The sequence below is a fragment of the Corallococcus sp. AB032C genome (genome assembly GCF_003668935.1).
In the GTDB taxonomy this organism is placed as follows: Bacteria; Myxococcota; Myxococcia; order Myxococcales; family Myxococcaceae; genus Corallococcus; species Corallococcus exiguus.
The window spans coordinates 27,580-41,946 of the sequence record NZ_RAWP01000028.1; the positions used below are offsets into that span (position 1 = coordinate 27,580).

The following is a 14,367-nucleotide window of genomic DNA, read 5'->3' on the forward strand; positions in this document are numbered from 1 at the left end:
GAAACAATGGCCACGCCGCGCAAACCAGCATTCGATAGTTTCGAACAATGGATCGCTTCGACGAGATGGAGCTGTTTCTCGACATCGCCCGGCGGGGCAGCTTGTCCGCCGTCGCGCGCGCCCGGGGCGTGGCGCCTTCCACGGTGACGCTGGGACTCCAGCGGCTGGAGGCACGGCTGGGGGTGCGGCTGCTCGCCCGGTCCACGCGGCGGCTGTCGCTGACACCCGAGGGCGAGGGCTACCGCGCGGACTGTCAGCGCATCCTGACCGACCTGGCGGAGAGCGAGGCGGGCGTGGGCGGGCGCGAGGGTCCCCTCACCGGCCTCCTGCGCGTCACCGCCACCAACGACTTCGGCCGCGCGCGGGTGGCCCCGCTGGTGGACGCGTTCCTCCGGCTTCACCCGGGGGTGCGCGTGGAGCTGGTGCTGAGTGACGGGGTGCTGGACCTCATCGAGGAGGGCATCGACGTGGCGCTGCGCTTCGGGCCGCTGGCGGATTCGCGGCTGACGGCGCGGCGCATCGTCTCCGGCCGGCGCGTGGTGTGCGCGGCGCCCGCGTACTGGGCCCGCAACCCGCCGCCTCGCAAGCCCGCGGACCTGACGCGCCACAACTGCCTGGTGCTCGCGCGTCCGGGCGCGCCGCAGACGAGCTGGGCGTTCCGCGATGAGGACGGCCGCGTCTTCCACGTGCGCGTGTCCGGGGACCGGACCGCCAACGACGGCGGCGTGCTGAAGGACTGGGCCCTGGCGGGCGCGGGCGTCGTCCTCAAGTCCACCTGGGACGTGGAGGCCCTGCTCGCCTCCGGCCACCTGGTGTCCGCGCTGGACCGCTTCACGCTGCCGGACATCGACCTGCACGCGGTCCACACCGCCGGGCGCGAACCGGGCCGCCGGCTCGCGGCCTTCCTCGCGTTCCTGGACGAGCACCTCCACCTGCCCCCGGGGTCCGTGGGCGCGAGACGCCGCCGCGCGGGCCGGAAATCCTCTTCACTCGGAGTATGATGCGCGTTTCACCTTTCAGGGAAGACACACCATGGCCGAGGAAGCCACCGTCCGGTTGTTGAAGCAGCAGTCCACGAGCAGCGCCTACGTCCACGTGGTGACGCCACCGAAGCCGCCCGCGGAGCTGACGGCCGCCCTGAGCAACGCGAACGTCGGCGCGGTCTGCGCGCTGCTCGCGGGAGGGGCGCACAGCACGGTCGTCACCGACAACGCGCTGGACCAGGAGGCGGATGGCAATCGCAGCCCCGCCCAGCGCAACCCCGCGGGGCTCCGGCAGAAGGACAGCCAGCAGAGGACCGTCGCGAATCACATCTCCAAGTGGGGCGCGAAGGTCGGCACCGAGTGGCGCCTGTTCAAACAACCGAAGATCGAAGCGTTCGTGGTCAGCCTCTTCCAGGCGGTGAAGGCTGGGGCGGAGAACGGGAATCATCTCTGGACGAAGTGCGCCGTCACCTTCAGCCGCGCGGACCTCTTCCACTGCCACCTGGTCTACGACGTCTCCGGAACCCAGCCGGACATCCTGTTCCTCTTCCACCTGAAGGAATACCCAAGCAACATCGAAGCGGACAAGAGCCACGACGCGCACCTCATCGAACCGGACATCGCTGAGTTCACGTCCCACGAAGACGCGGGCTACCCGCGGCGCAATGCCGTCTACTCCTTGCGGATGAACCGGCTGTGGATCATCAATTACATCCGCCGCTATGACGAGGACCTGTGCGTTGCGGTCTACAAGGAGGAGCATCCCTACCTCCCGCTGCTGACGAGGGTTTCGCGGGACGCGAACATGCTGAGCAACATCTACGGCAATCCCCTGGCCGTGGGCGGAGACCAGCTGGGGGACGAGTTCGGGACCATCAATTACTTCCCCCGGGAGCTCGCCCACCCCATCTTCGCGGTGCGCGGGCACTGAGCCCGGGCGGCGATGCCCTGACAGGCCGCGCTCCGTCCGCTCCTGAATCGCCCCTGGCCCTTCTGTCCTGCCAGCAACGACAGACAGCGCTTCCGACCAGCGTCGTTTTCCCTGACAGGCCGGTAGCATCCGGGCCGTTCGCGCGCTGGGGGGATTCGATGAAGATGGTCTGTGTTGGCGGAGGCCCTGCCGGGCTCTATTTCTCGATCCTGGCGAAGCTGTCCAACCCGAAGCACGACGTCACCGTCGTCGAGCGCAACCCACCGGGCATGACGTATGGCTGGGGCGTCGTGTTCTGGGATGACCTGCTGGACGACCTCTTCCGCAACGACCCGGTGAGCGCGCAGAGAATTGCCCAGGCCGCGGCGCGCTGGGACACGCAGGAGGTGCACCTGCGAGGCCGGTACGCGACGCACATTGGCGGTTATGGCTTCGCGCTGGGACGGGACCGGCTGCTGGACATCCTCATCCGCCGGGCGAGGGGGCTGGGCGTGGACGTCCGTTTCGAGCACGACGTCACGGACCTCTCCGCGTTCATGGACGCGGACCTCGTCGTCGCCTGTGACGGCGTCAACAGCCGGCTGCGCCAGCGCCACGCCCATCACTTCCAGACGCACGTGGAGGAGGGACGCAACAAGTACATCTGGCTGGGCACCGACAAGGTGTTCGACGCCTTCACCTTCGCCTTCGAGGAGACGCCCGCCGGCTGGCTCTGGTTCCACGGCTACCGCTTCAACAGCGAGACCAGCACCTGCATCGTGGAGTGCCAGGAGTCGACCTGGAAGGCGTTGGGCTTCGACGCGCTGGGACCGGATGAGACGCTCCGGAAGCTGGAGGGCATCTTCCAGAGCCGGCTCCAGGGCAAGTCGCTGTTCAACCAGCTGAAGGGCATGGGCCGGGCGCCGTGGCTCAACTTCAAGCGCATCACCAACGAGCGCTGGTACCACGACAACGTGGTGCTCATGGGGGACGCCGCGCACACCACGCACTTCTCCATCGGCTCCGGGACGAAGCTGGCCATGCAGGACGCCATCGGGCTGGCGCGGCAGCTGCGAACGCAGCCGGACGTGCCCACCGCGCTGGAGGCGTATGACGGGGAGCGGCGCGCCTCCCTGCTGGCCATCCAGCTGGCGGCGCGCAGCAGCTCCGAGTGGTTCGAGAGCGTCCCCAGCTACGTGGACCAGGACGCGACCCAGTTCGCCCATTCGCTGCTGAACCGCCGGGGCAGCTCCGTGTGGAGCTACCTGCTGCTCATGGCCAGCCAGCAGCCCTCGCTGAGGGGGGTGCTGCGCACGCTCCACTCCTCCAAGCAGTGGGTCCGCGAGCAGCGTCGGGGTCGCGGCGCGGTGGCGCTGGGGGCTCCGCCGCCGGGTTAGGGAGACGTCGCGGCGTCCGGCGGGGGCGGAGGAGGGGCTTCCGCATCAGCGACCAGGGACGCCTTCACCCAGGCCACGGAGCCGTCCGGCCTGCGCACCAGGGCGTGGCCCACGCCGTCGCTCGCGTCACGCATGAGGACGATGGAGTCCCCTGGCCGCGCCAGACCCACCGCCTTCTCCAGGCAGTTGGCGCTGCCGTCTCCCAACCGCTCCGTGTGCAAGTTGCTCGCGGGCGCGGGCGTGGAGTCGAACGTGGACGTCGACCCGAACGGCTGCACACGGGGGCGCGGGCTGGGGCGCCGGTTGCCCCCTTCCAGCCGGAGCGGACTGGGGCTCGGGGCGAGGAGGGACGGCCATGGGCAGGAAGCGCGAGAACTGAATCATTGGAAGCGGCCTCGGGATGAAAACGTCGTTTCCCCAAGTCACGCGGAGCCGCACCCGAATTGAATTAAGCCGAGCTAAACGTACATCCCCGGCCCGCCGCCCCTGTCGCGCGGCGGGCCGGATGGACCGGGCTACGGAACGACGTACAGGTCGCCGTTCGTCTGGGTGATGGCCCCACCCACGACGTTGTAGACGTCGAAGAGGTCGGCGCTCTTGAAGCTCGCGCCCGCGGCCACCGGGGCCAGGAGGGGCGACGTCGTCAGCTGCGACTGCGTGGTGCTGACGAAGGTGTTTCCAGCGACCGTGACCAGGTTGTCCGCGGGCAGCGTGCCACTGTTCACGCTGGTGTCAGGCCGCAGCCACATGCCAGCGAGCAGCTGGTTGAAGGCGGCCGAGTTGTGGAGCGGCGTGCTGGTGATGTTGACGCTGAGCGAGGTGTCACCGGCGTTGGCCGCGCTGCTGACCGTGCCCGCGATGGAGACGAACGGGGTGTAGCCGCCCGTGGCGTAGTGCGTCTGGTTGTTGTTGTTGATGATCAACTGGCCGTACGCCACGCCGCTGTGCTTGAGGAACACCGTGCCCGCGCCACCGTCGGTGTACGTGGCGTTGATGCCCGTGCCGCCACGCGCCTGGAGCTGCGCGCTGGTCGAGGGGTACGGATAGCCAATGGCCCCCACGAAGCTGGAAGCATCCCCCGTGCTCACCATCGCGATGCGCCCGCCACCGCCCGCGCGCGTGGAGCCGACCGAGGTGGAGTTGTAGGCATTCGCTCCGTTGGCGGTGAGGGTGCCGTTCCAACCCGTGGTGTCGAAGCCACCGCAGCGCAGGGAGATGGAGCCACCCGCCGCGCCGTACTGGGCGCCCGTGGTCACCGCGCCCGCCTTGATGAGGGAGGTCCCGCCCAGCGTGCAGACGCCAGTGGCATTGAGCCGGAAGACACCACCGCCAGGACTCCGGAAGCCCAGGTACGACGGCGAGGCACCGACCGTCGTCCCCGCTCCGCCCGGATACCGGGGGTCTCGGTAGTCGTCGTAGACCATGCCGCGAACCGCGCCGGCCGTGTAGCCACCACCGACACCACCATGCCCCGCGCCGTAACCACCCGACGATCCAGTCGCGGATGAGGGCCCCGTCGCGCCAAAGCCCCACAGGGTCTGCGGCGCGCCCTGGGCATCCATCGCCGCCGGGTAGCCCAGGCCCGCGACGTCGACCGCGCCGCCCGTGAGGCTGAAGGTCTCCGCGAGCGTCATCTGGAGGCTGGACACCTGCGCGGCGGCCGGCGACGTCTTGAACAGCGGCAGGTAGTGCTTGAGGGTGCCCGCGCTCTGCGCGTAGCGCGCCGCCTGGAGCGAGTTGGTGACCAGCGTGCCGCCGCTCAAGGTCACGTCACCGGACGCGATGATGGCGGGCACGGTCACCGAGCCCGCGGACACCGTCACGTTGTCCGCGACAAGCGTCCCGCCTCCAAGGGGCGGCATGGCCTGCGTGGACTGCACGACGTTCACCGCGCCGGCCGCGTACTCGATGCGGCCCGTCCTGCCGCTTGTCGTGTCGAAGAGCACCAGTCCATACACGGTCATCGTGGGCGCGCCGGAGTTCGTCGTGTTGCCGGACACGACGTGGATGTCGCCGTTGGTCTCCAGGATGGCGTTGCCGAGCACGTCCAGGTGGTCCAGCACATCCACGCTGCGGAAGAACGCGCCGGACGCGACGCCGGCGGGCACGGCGCTCGTCGTCAGGGTGCCCACTGCGTTGGTGGTGACGCTCACCAGGTTGGACGGTTCCAGCAGCGCACCGCCCGCGGCGGTGATGTCCGGCCGCAGCCAGCCGCCCGCGAACACGCCGTTGTAGATGGCAGAGGACGACGGGGTCGTGACCTGGGTGAGCGCGGGGTTGAAGTTCAGCGGCGCACCCGCGTTCTCGTAGTAGGTCGCGTTGAACATGGTGCTGGCGACGGAGACGGGGATGGAGGTAGCGCCCGCGGTGACGTTCGCCGTGACGGTGCCGGCCAGCGCGGGGAGCCGGGTGGTGCCCTCGTTCTGGTAATGCGCGGGCGAGTTGTTCGCGATGATGAGGTCGCCGTAGGTCAGCCCGCTGTGCTTCAGGAAGATGGTGCCCGCGCCACCGGCGCCCACCACGTAGCTGGAGTTGGCCGGAGCGCCGCCGAAAGCGTGGACCCGGGCAGTGAGGTTCACGGGCGGGTAGCTCACCGCGCCCGTCATCGTCGCGGCATCACCGGTGCTGACCAGGGCGATGCGGCCACCACCGCCCGCGCCCAGCGGGATGGAGGAGTTCCCCGCGCCCTGGCCGCCGTCCGCGATGAGGGTTCCCGTCCAGCCCGTGGAGACGATGGCACCACAGCGGAGGTTGATGGAGCCACCCGCCGCATTGAACGACGCCGACGCCGCGACAGTGGCCGAACCACCCAGCACGCAGGGCCCGGTGGACGTGATGCGCACCACGCCACCTCCGTGGGTGCCCGAGTACGTGTCATTGGTGGCGCCGGGGAACTTCGGGTCGCGGTAGTCGCCGTAGGTCGTCCCCGCGTTGCCCGCCTGGTTGTTGTTCGCCTGCGAGATGTTCATGCGGTAGTTGCCGGAGCCCATGCCGCCGTGGCTGGCGCCGTACAACTTGCTGGTGCCCGCGAGCGATGCCGACGGCACGCCATTGGGGCTGAAGCTGACCAGGCCGTTGCCGCTGCAGGAGCCATTGGCGAAGCAGGTCATGCCGTAGCCCTTGTTGGTGGTGTTGATCGCACCACCCAGCAGGTTCCAGGAGCCCATGAGCACGTCCAGCTTGAACATGGCGGCGTTGGTGGCCTGGAGGTGCGTCACGGTGCCGCCCGTGATGAAGACGTCGCCGAAGGTCTGGCCCACCGTGCTGGCGTCGAACGTGACGGTGCCGCCGGTGATGTAGAGGTTCCGGCCGCCCGCGTTGCTGGAGGTGACGGTGACGGTGCCAGTGGTGATGGTGGTGCCCGCGCTGCCATTGAACAGCGCCGAGTCGAACGTGACGGAGGCCGTGTCCGGCAGCGTGGTCGTGCCGCTGCCGTCCGTGACGGTGGCGGAGAACGTGGTGGGCACGGTCAGCGGCGTGGCGCTGCGCGCGGTGACGACGTAGCTCCCCGCGCCGGAGTCCACCGCCGTGAGGCACGTCGCACCCGGCGTGTTCACGGTGCAGGCGGAGGTCCCCGTGCCGCCCAGCGTGACCGACCCATCACTGCTCAGGACTTCCACGTGAAGCCCCGTCCCCAGGGGCTCACCGTTCACGTCGCGCGGCGTGACGGTGAGGGTCACATAGGCCAGTCCGTCCGAGGGCGCGTTGGTTGCGGACGCAAGCAATTGAGGCTGCGGTGAAGTCAGACCCGCACGCGAGTTCGCGGGAGCCGGCCCACTTTCTTCCAGTGGTGGCGGGGAACAGCTGATCAACGCGGCGAACACAAGCGAACCTGCGAATGGCAGACGCATGAAATTCTCCCTTTGAATTGGAACAGCGGCCGGCTGGCAATACTTCAGCCCGGGCCGCTGGACGTCCGTATGCTTCAGCGGGGCTGCGCGATGGAAGGAATTACTGGAAACATTCTTCACGCAATCGAGTCTTTCTTGACCTGTCCGCGAGCCCTGGAGACATGGAGCGCACTCACCTGAGTCCCGTCCCATGTCGTTGATGCAAAGGATTAAGGTGCCGCCCCATGCGCGAGTCGTGGACGGGTGGGACGAAGCTCCTGGCGGCGGCGAGCCTCGCGGGCGCGGTGGGCTTCCTCTTCGCCATGGACGTGGGGCCGCGGGAGGCGCGGCTCGTCACCAAGGCGCTGCCCATGGTGTGCCTGCTCCTGTGGCTGTGGCCCGCGCGGGGGCGCTATGCGCGGTTCATCTTCGCCGGGCTGGCGCTGTCGCTGCTTGGCGATGTGCTGTTGGAGGTGAGCCCGGACCTGTTCCTGCCGGGCCTGGGCGCATTCCTGCTGGCCCACGTGGGCTACACCGCCGCGTTCGTCTCCGTGACGCGGCGCCTGGCCCTGCTTCGTGCCCTGCCCTTCTTGCTGCTGGCGGTGGGCGCCACCGTGGCGCTGTGGCCGGGGCTGGGCGGGATGGCGCCACCGGTAACAGCCTACGTCGCCGTCATCTGCACCATGGGCTGGCGCGCGGCGGCCATGATGAGCGCTCCGGAGCTTCCCCGGCACGAGCAATGGCTGGCACTCCTGGGCGCGCTGCTGTTCTCCGCCAGCGATGGGCTGCTCTCCATCCGGCTCTTCGTCACGCCCCTGCCAGGCCTGGGTTACGCCGTCATGCTGCTGTACTGGGCCGCACAGCTCTGCATCGCGGCCTCCGCGCGCGTGGAACACGCTCCGGTTCCGGTGCCTGCATCCATGCCGCGATGACCCCACCGGAGCCGGAGCGCCTCACGACGCTCCGCCTCCGGCAGTCACCTCGGAACTACTGCAGCACGCCGATGGTCTCCGCGCGGTCCACGGCCTCACCCTTGGTGGTGTAGCCGGAGTACCAGCCGGTCAGGTTGCTGCCGGACTGGTCATACTGCATATGGACGTGGGCACCCGTGGCGTTGCCCGTACCGCCCTCGTTGCCCACCTGGCAGCGGTTGCACGTACGGTCGAACGAGTCCGACGTCTTGATGAAGTGCCACAGGCGGAACGTCTTGCCGTTGGAAAAGGCGTGCTTCGCCTCGTTCTGCGTGCCGCTGCCCGTGCCGTTGCAATAGACGCCAGAGGTGCGGATGGTCACGTTCCAGGACAGGGACGCCACCACGCCCGTCTCCACGCCCCAGTAGTTGCAACGACCGCTGGAGATGTCCACCGCGCCGTGGAACGTGCCGCTGGAGTAGTTCGTCGTCGCCGTGACGGTGCCCGGGAAGGGCGACTTCACGGTGTACGAGTACGCAGCCGCGACCGAGGGAACCGCGAGGGCCAGGATGGCCGCGAAGGCCTTCTTCTTCATGTGACGCATCGGGGGTGTTCCTTTCGGGCCGGCGGGTCCGGCCCCATGAGGTGCCGCTCAACGGACCTGTTGCTGCCGCTGCTTCTCTCTCAAGAGCAGGCCCCACTCCTGAACGCCTGATTCCAGGGCGCGGATCCACGCGTCGATCTCCGGCGCCATGCCGGGGTCCACGCTCCGCAGCTTGCGCAGCTCCGGCACGGCGTCCGCGAAGCCCAGCTCCGCGATGCCCTGCACCAGCGCCTTGCGCACTCCCGTGTCCCGCTCGCCCCGGTACATGCCCACCAGCGCCTCGCGCGCGGGCGCCATCTGCGCCGCCGGCACGCTGCCCAGTGCGAGCGCCGCCGAGCGCCGCACGTCCGCGCTCTCGTGGCCCAGCATCCCGAGCAGCTTCTGCCCCGCCTCCGGCCCCATCTTGCGCGTGTCCAGGGACTCCAGGATCTTCGCCGTCACCTTCGGATCCGTGGACGCCGTCGCCGCGTTCACCGCCATGTCCGTGGCCGGGCCGTGATGGGCGGAATAGACGTGCTCGTTGTCCTCGATGAGGTTCTTCGCCGCCTCCATGCGGACCTCCGGCGAGCCGTCGCGCATGAGCCGCTCGTACATGTCCCCCGTCTTCTCCAGCGCGCCGGTGCGGCGCATGGCGCGGACGGTGGCGGCGCGGACGGACGGGTCACGGTCCTCCAGCGCGCGGCGGGCCACGGTCTGGATGGCGTCCTTCTCCGCCTCGCGCTCGCTGCGCGCCACCAGCGCCGCGGCCAGCTGCTCCACCATCACCGGGTCCGTCTCCCGCTCGAACGCCGCGTGCAGTTCGCCAGAGGGCAGCGACACGGCGGCCTCGCGCAGCACGGCCTGGAGGTAGTCGCGGTAGGCCTTGGAGCTGGAGCCCATCCCCTGGCGGAGCTGATCCATCAACCCACGGACCGAACAGCTCTCTCCCTGCAGCACGGGCTTCGCGGCGGAGGGCGTGGACTGCGCGGTGACGACCGGGGACGCGAGCATCAGCGTCAGGCCCCCGAGCGCGCGAAGACCTTGGAGGTAGCGGGGCATGCCGGGGGCTCCTAATTGTGGCGGTCCATGCAGCCGAAGGGGTTCTGGTCCGGCAGCTCGTTCCAGACGCGGATGAAGTCGACGTTGCCCTGGGCGTAGAGCGTCTCGAAGATGCCGTAGAGCGGCTGGAAGCGCGGATCCACGGTCGCCATGTTCGCCATCACCGGCAGGGCGTCCCGGCCCGCGACGCGCGCGGAGAAGCGGAACAGCGCCCAGCGCACGCACACCGACTGCTCGCGCTGGAAGGCGTCCGTGAACGTCTTCAGCACGTTCTCCTTGTCGGAGGACATGGCCAACACCTGCGCCGCCGCGTCTCGCCCGTCCTCGTTGCCCTCGCTGCGCAGGATGCGCTCGAAGCGGGCCGTGGCCTTCGCGTCCAGCACAGGTGAGTTGTGCAGCGGCGCCGTCTGCGCCAGGTGGCGGATCTGCTCGTCCGGCGCGTCCGTCGCGATGGTGATGAGCCGGTCGAGGTACGGCGACGCGTCGCCCAGGTTCTCCGACTCGCGAGCCATCACGCGGCCCAGCGTGCGCGTGGCGGCCCAGCCCGCCTCGGTGGACGCCGGGTCGCGTGCGAAGTCCGCCATCCGGTCCATCGCGTCCGGCGTCAGGTGCTTCTGCGTGTCGAGCGCGGAGAGCATGCCCGCGCGCCGCTCGATGGGCAGCCCCTTGTCCAACCCCGCCTCCAGCAGCCGCGCGGCGACCTGCGGCTTCTGCACCGCGTCCGACTCACGCAGCCCGGACAGCAGCACCTGGAACGCCGCGCCCTGCGCGTCCCGGGCCCAGTCCACCACCTGCCCCGCCTTCTTCGCGTCGTCGCCAATCAGCTCCGCGAGCTTCGACTTCAGGTAGTCGCGGACGAGCGGATCCTTCGACGCGAGCAGCGGCGCGGCCCAGTCGCGGAACGTCTCCAGCGTCACGCCGTCGTTGAAGCGCGCCAGCTCCGGGAAGCACGTCTGGTCCGAGAAGCGGCGCTCCGCGGCCTCCGCCTCCTCCACGCCAGCCGCCGCCGCTCCCCCGCCCCCACCCCCGCCGTGCGAGCTCCCGGACTGTGTGGCTTTGACGGGGGCCGCCATCGCCACCGGCGCCTGGGCGTCGTCACCGCCACGCCACACCAACCCCACGGCCGCCAACACGGCCACCAGGCCCGCACCCGCCCATCCCCAGGGGACGCCCCGTGCTCGCGAAGGACCGGATGCGGGCGTCTGGGTCGGAGTGGAAGGGACCATGGGAATCCAAATAACCATGGATTCCTTGTTTCAATCAAGGAAAACAGATTGATTGGATTTTTACTGGAAGCCGTCTTCTTTCACTCTGGTGATTCCAGATACTGACCGCTCGCGTCACAGGAACAGTCCCTGCGTTATGGAACGTGCCCTCGGCTGACGCACTTCGTGTCGCGGCGACGCAATGACTCTCCGCGCGCGTGTGCGAGTGGATGTCACATGGCGTTGAAACCTGCGCCCGTCTGCCTTCCTGCCCCCCAAGGTCAAAACAGACACGCCTCTGACGGAGGGGCGTGAAGTGTCCGCGATTCAGTGTCCGTGTATGATTTCGGCCCGTGGTGGCAGGGCCGGGGGGCTGTAGCCAGCGCATGGATGCACCGGGCGGAGGTGTCCGGGTCGCGCCATGGCTGTGAATGCGTCGCGGGAAAAGTGGCCGGACATGATGAAGAACGAAGCAGGTGCCGCGCGGCTGAGTCCCCCCGCGGTAGGCGTGACGGGTGTGTCCTCGGACCTCGCGGACCGGACGCAGGCCGCGGACGTGGAGTCGCTCTTTGGAGCCGCTCCCGCGCCCGTGGAGCCACCGGCGCGTTCCAACACGGGGTCCTCGTCCACGTGGGACGGGCCGTCGCGTCCGGGCACGGGTGACACCGGTGACACCGGCAACAACACCAGCCCCTCCATCCAGGGCCACGCGCTGCGCCCGGGCATGCGCCTGCAGCACTACGAGCTCATCCGCGAGCTGGGCTCCGGCGGCATGGGCACGGTGTTCCTGGCGCGCGACGTGCGGCTGGGACGCCGGGTGGCCATCAAGTTCCTGCACAGCGAGGACGCCGACATCACCCGGCGCTTCATCCTGGAGGCGCGGGCCACGGCGCGGTGCAGCCACGAGAACATCGTCATCATCTACGAGGTCGGCGAGTTCCCCGGCGGCCCGTTCATGGTGCTGGAGTACCTGCAGGGCAAGCCGCTGACGAAGGTGCTGGGCACCCAGCGCCTGCCGCCCGCGCGCGCGGTGGAGCTGATGGTGCCGGTGGTGCGGGCGCTGGAGTGCGCCCATGAGCAGGGCATCGTCCACCGCGACCTCAAGCCGGAGAACATCGTGGTGACGGACTCGGGCGCCATCAAGGTGCTCGACTTCGGCATCGCCAAGGTGCTCCAGGGCGACGAGCCCGTGGAGGCGCCCGCGGGCGGCCCCCAGGCCCAGCCGCGGCTGCACTCGGTGGAGGGCATGGGCGAGGACGTGTCCAACCTCACCCGCAAGGGCGCCATCATGGGCACCATGGCCTTCATGTCCCCGGAGCAGTGGGGCATCGGAGTCGCCGTGGACAACCGCACGGACATCTGGGCCGTGGGGTTGATGTTGTTCCGCATGCTCGCCGGCAAGCACCCATTGGATCCGCTGCGCGGTCCGCAGCTGATGGTCACGGGCATGCTGGATGAGCCCATGCCGCTGCTCAGGACCATGGCGCCGGACGTGCCGCAGGAGCTGGCGGCCGTCGTGGACCGCTGCCTGCTCAAGCGCAAGGAGGACCGCTACCCGGACGCGGCCTCGCTGCTGCGCGCGCTGGAGCCCTTCCTCCCCGGCCGCATGAGCCGCGAGCTGCGCGTGGACGAGAGCCCGTACGCGGGCCTCAGCTCCTTCCAGGAGGCGGACGCGGACCGCTTCTTCGGCCGCACCCGTGAAATCGCAGCGCTGGTGAACCGCATCAACGACCGGCCGCTCCTGGCCGTGGTGGGCCCGTCCGGCACGGGCAAGTCGTCGTTCGTGCGCGCGGGCCTGGTGCCCGTGCTCAAGCGGTCCGGCACGCCGTGGGAGGCGCTGGTCATCCGCCCCGGACGAAGCCCGCTGTCGGCGCTGGCCAGCATCGTCGCGCCGCTGATGAGCTCGTCCACCACCATCGAGGACGACCTGCAGGAGCAGCAGCGGGTGGTGGAGCGGCTGCGCGCGGAGCCCGGCTACGTGGGCAACGTGCTGCGCAGCCGCGCGCGCCGAGAGAAGCGGCGCATCCTCCTCTTCATCGATCAGTTCGAGGAGCTCTACACGCTGGTGCCGGACGTCCAGGACCGCATGGCCTTCACCGCGTGCCTGTCCGGCATCGCGGACGACGCGACCACGCCCATCCGCGTCATCCTCTCCATCCGCTCGGACTTCCTGGACCGCGTGCCGGAAGACGAGCGCTTCATGGCGGAGCTCAGCCAGGGGCTCTTCTTCCTCACCGCGCCCGCCCGCGAAGGCCTGAAGGACGCGTTGGTGCAGCCCGCGGAGCGCGCGGGCTACCAGTTCGAGAGCCCCGCCATGGTGTCCAGCATGCTGGAGCACCTGGACGCATCCCAGGGCGCGCTGCCCCTGTTGCAGTTCGCGGCCACCCAATTGTGGGAGGCGCGCGACGTCACCAACCGGCTGCTCACGGAGAGCGCCTACCAGGCCATGGGCGGCATCGCTGGCGCGCTGGCCAGCCACGCGGACAGCGTGCTGGAGAGCCTGTCCACGCAGGAGCGCACGCTGGTGCGCGCGCTCTTCCTGCGGCTCGTCACCCCGGAGCGCACGCGCGCCATCGTGTCCCTGGACGAGCTGCGCGAGCTGACGAAGGACACGGGGGAGATGCAGCGCCTCATCGACCACCTGGTGCAGGCGCGCCTGCTGGTGGTGCAGACCGGCGGCGGCGCCACGGGCGCCACGGTCGAAATCGTCCACGAGTCGCTCCTGCACAGCTGGCCCACGCTGCGGCGCTGGCTGGACGAGGGCCAGGAGGACTCCGCGTTCCTGGAGCAGCTGCGCAACGCGGCCCGGCAGTGGCAGGGCAAGAACTTCGACGCGCACCTGCTGTGGCGCGGTGAGCTGGTGGAAGAGGCCCAGCGCTTCCAGCGGCGTTACCGGGGAGAGCTGCCCCAGTTGCAGCAGGACTTCCTCACGGCGGTGTTCGCGCAGGCGAAGAAGGGGCGCCGGCTGAAGCAGGTGCTGCTCATCGGCAGCGTGACGTTCCTGGGGCTCCTGGTCATCGCGGCGGTGGTGGCGCTCGTCGTCATCCGCAACGCGCAGCAGGAGGCCGAGAAGCAGGCCCAGGGGGCCCAGGCGGCGGAGATCATCGCGCGCGCCGCCGAGTCCACGGCCCGCAGCGCGGAAGTCGAGGCCAAGCAGCGGCTGGCCGAAGTGCAGGCCAAGGAACTGGAGCGCCAGAAGGCGCAGCAGGCGGCGGAGTCGGCCAACGAGCAGGTGGCGCTGACCAACCAGGAGCTGCTCAGCAAGAACGACGAACTGGTGTCCGCGCTGAAGCGGGCCCAGGAAGCGCAGCTGCGCGCCCGGTTCGCCAAGAAGCGCGCCGAGGAGAGCGCGGACTCCGCGCGCGACGCCCGCGAGGACGCCCTCCGCGCGGCGGAAGAACTCTCCACGTTGCTCAAGCGGGAGAAGGAGCGCGTCTCCCGTCTGCAATCCCAGCTCGGCAGTCCGGTCATCGAGGTCCTGAAGTGAGA

The 14,367-nt window shown here is 69.5% G+C and carries 10 protein-coding genes; 5 read left to right on the forward strand and 5 right to left on the reverse strand.

Translation table 11 applies throughout. The annotated features are described in order from the left end of the window. Nucleotides 1-47: 47 nt before the first annotated feature. The 3 genes from D7X99_RS14855 to D7X99_RS14865 all read left to right on the forward strand — a co-directional run bounded on the left by D7X99_RS14855 (nucleotide 48) and on the right by D7X99_RS14865 (nucleotide 3,290). Complete coding sequence (locus tag D7X99_RS14855) at nucleotides 48-1,001, forward strand: LysR family transcriptional regulator (RefSeq protein WP_121778386.1); 954 nt, start codon at nucleotides 48-50, stop codon at nucleotides 999-1,001. Between the two features lie 31 nt (nucleotides 1,002-1,032). Further along, nucleotides 1,033-1,914: a hypothetical protein gene (locus tag D7X99_RS14860; protein ID WP_121778387.1), complete on the forward strand. Its 882-nt coding sequence runs from the start codon at nucleotides 1,033-1,035 to the stop codon at nucleotides 1,912-1,914. A gap of 158 nt (nucleotides 1,915-2,072) precedes the next feature. Beyond that, complete coding sequence (locus D7X99_RS14865; protein ID WP_121778388.1) at nucleotides 2,073-3,290, forward strand: FAD-dependent monooxygenase; 1,218 nt, start codon at nucleotides 2,073-2,075, stop codon at nucleotides 3,288-3,290. On the opposite strand, the gene D7X99_RS14870 is transcribed toward D7X99_RS14865, so the two are convergent. Both D7X99_RS14870 and D7X99_RS14875 read right to left on the reverse strand, forming a co-directional pair. After that, nucleotides 3,287-3,568, reverse strand: coding sequence for a hypothetical protein (locus D7X99_RS14870; RefSeq protein WP_121778389.1), 282 nt, complete (start codon nucleotides 3,566-3,568; stop codon nucleotides 3,287-3,289). The genes D7X99_RS14865 and D7X99_RS14870 overlap by 4 nt on opposite strands. 237 nt (nucleotides 3,569-3,805) lie before the next feature. Continuing rightward, nucleotides 3,806-6,970: a hypothetical protein gene (locus tag D7X99_RS14875; protein WP_158627011.1), complete on the reverse strand. Its 3,165-nt coding sequence runs from the start codon at nucleotides 6,968-6,970 to the stop codon at nucleotides 3,806-3,808. A 395-nt stretch (nucleotides 6,971-7,365) separates the two neighbouring features. Between D7X99_RS14875 and D7X99_RS14880 the strand changes: the two genes are divergently transcribed. Next, on the forward strand, nucleotides 7,366-8,052 hold the full coding sequence (locus D7X99_RS14880) for a lysoplasmalogenase (protein WP_121778391.1): 687 nt from the start codon (nucleotides 7,366-7,368) through the stop codon (nucleotides 8,050-8,052). Between the two features lie 55 nt (nucleotides 8,053-8,107). Here the strand turns inward: D7X99_RS14880 and D7X99_RS14885 are convergent, their stop codons facing one another. Genes D7X99_RS14885 through D7X99_RS14895 form a run of 3 tightly spaced genes read right to left on the reverse strand, consistent with a single transcriptional unit; the run spans nucleotide 8,108 to nucleotide 10,899 of the window. Further along, nucleotides 8,108-8,635 (reverse strand): hypothetical protein, encoded by a 528-nt coding sequence (locus tag D7X99_RS14885; protein ID WP_120575892.1) that lies wholly within the window; start codon nucleotides 8,633-8,635, stop codon nucleotides 8,108-8,110. 48 nt (nucleotides 8,636-8,683) lie between these two features. Beyond that, a complete protein-coding gene (locus D7X99_RS14890) occupies nucleotides 8,684-9,673 on the reverse strand; it encodes a HEAT repeat domain-containing protein (RefSeq protein ID WP_121778392.1) in 990 nt (329 codons plus the stop codon). A gap of 11 nt (nucleotides 9,674-9,684) precedes the next feature. Then, on the reverse strand, nucleotides 9,685-10,899 hold the full coding sequence (locus D7X99_RS14895; protein ID WP_121778393.1) for a hypothetical protein: 1,215 nt from the start codon (nucleotides 10,897-10,899) through the stop codon (nucleotides 9,685-9,687). Between the two features lie 436 nt (nucleotides 10,900-11,335). Here D7X99_RS14895 and D7X99_RS14900 point away from each other — a divergent pair, with 436 nt between their 5' ends. Next, the gene (locus tag D7X99_RS14900) at nucleotides 11,336-14,365 is read left to right on the forward strand and encodes a serine/threonine protein kinase (protein ID WP_233613388.1); all 3,030 of its coding nucleotides are present in this window, start codon (nucleotides 11,336-11,338) and stop codon (nucleotides 14,363-14,365) included. Nucleotides 14,366-14,367: the final 2 nt, after the last annotated feature.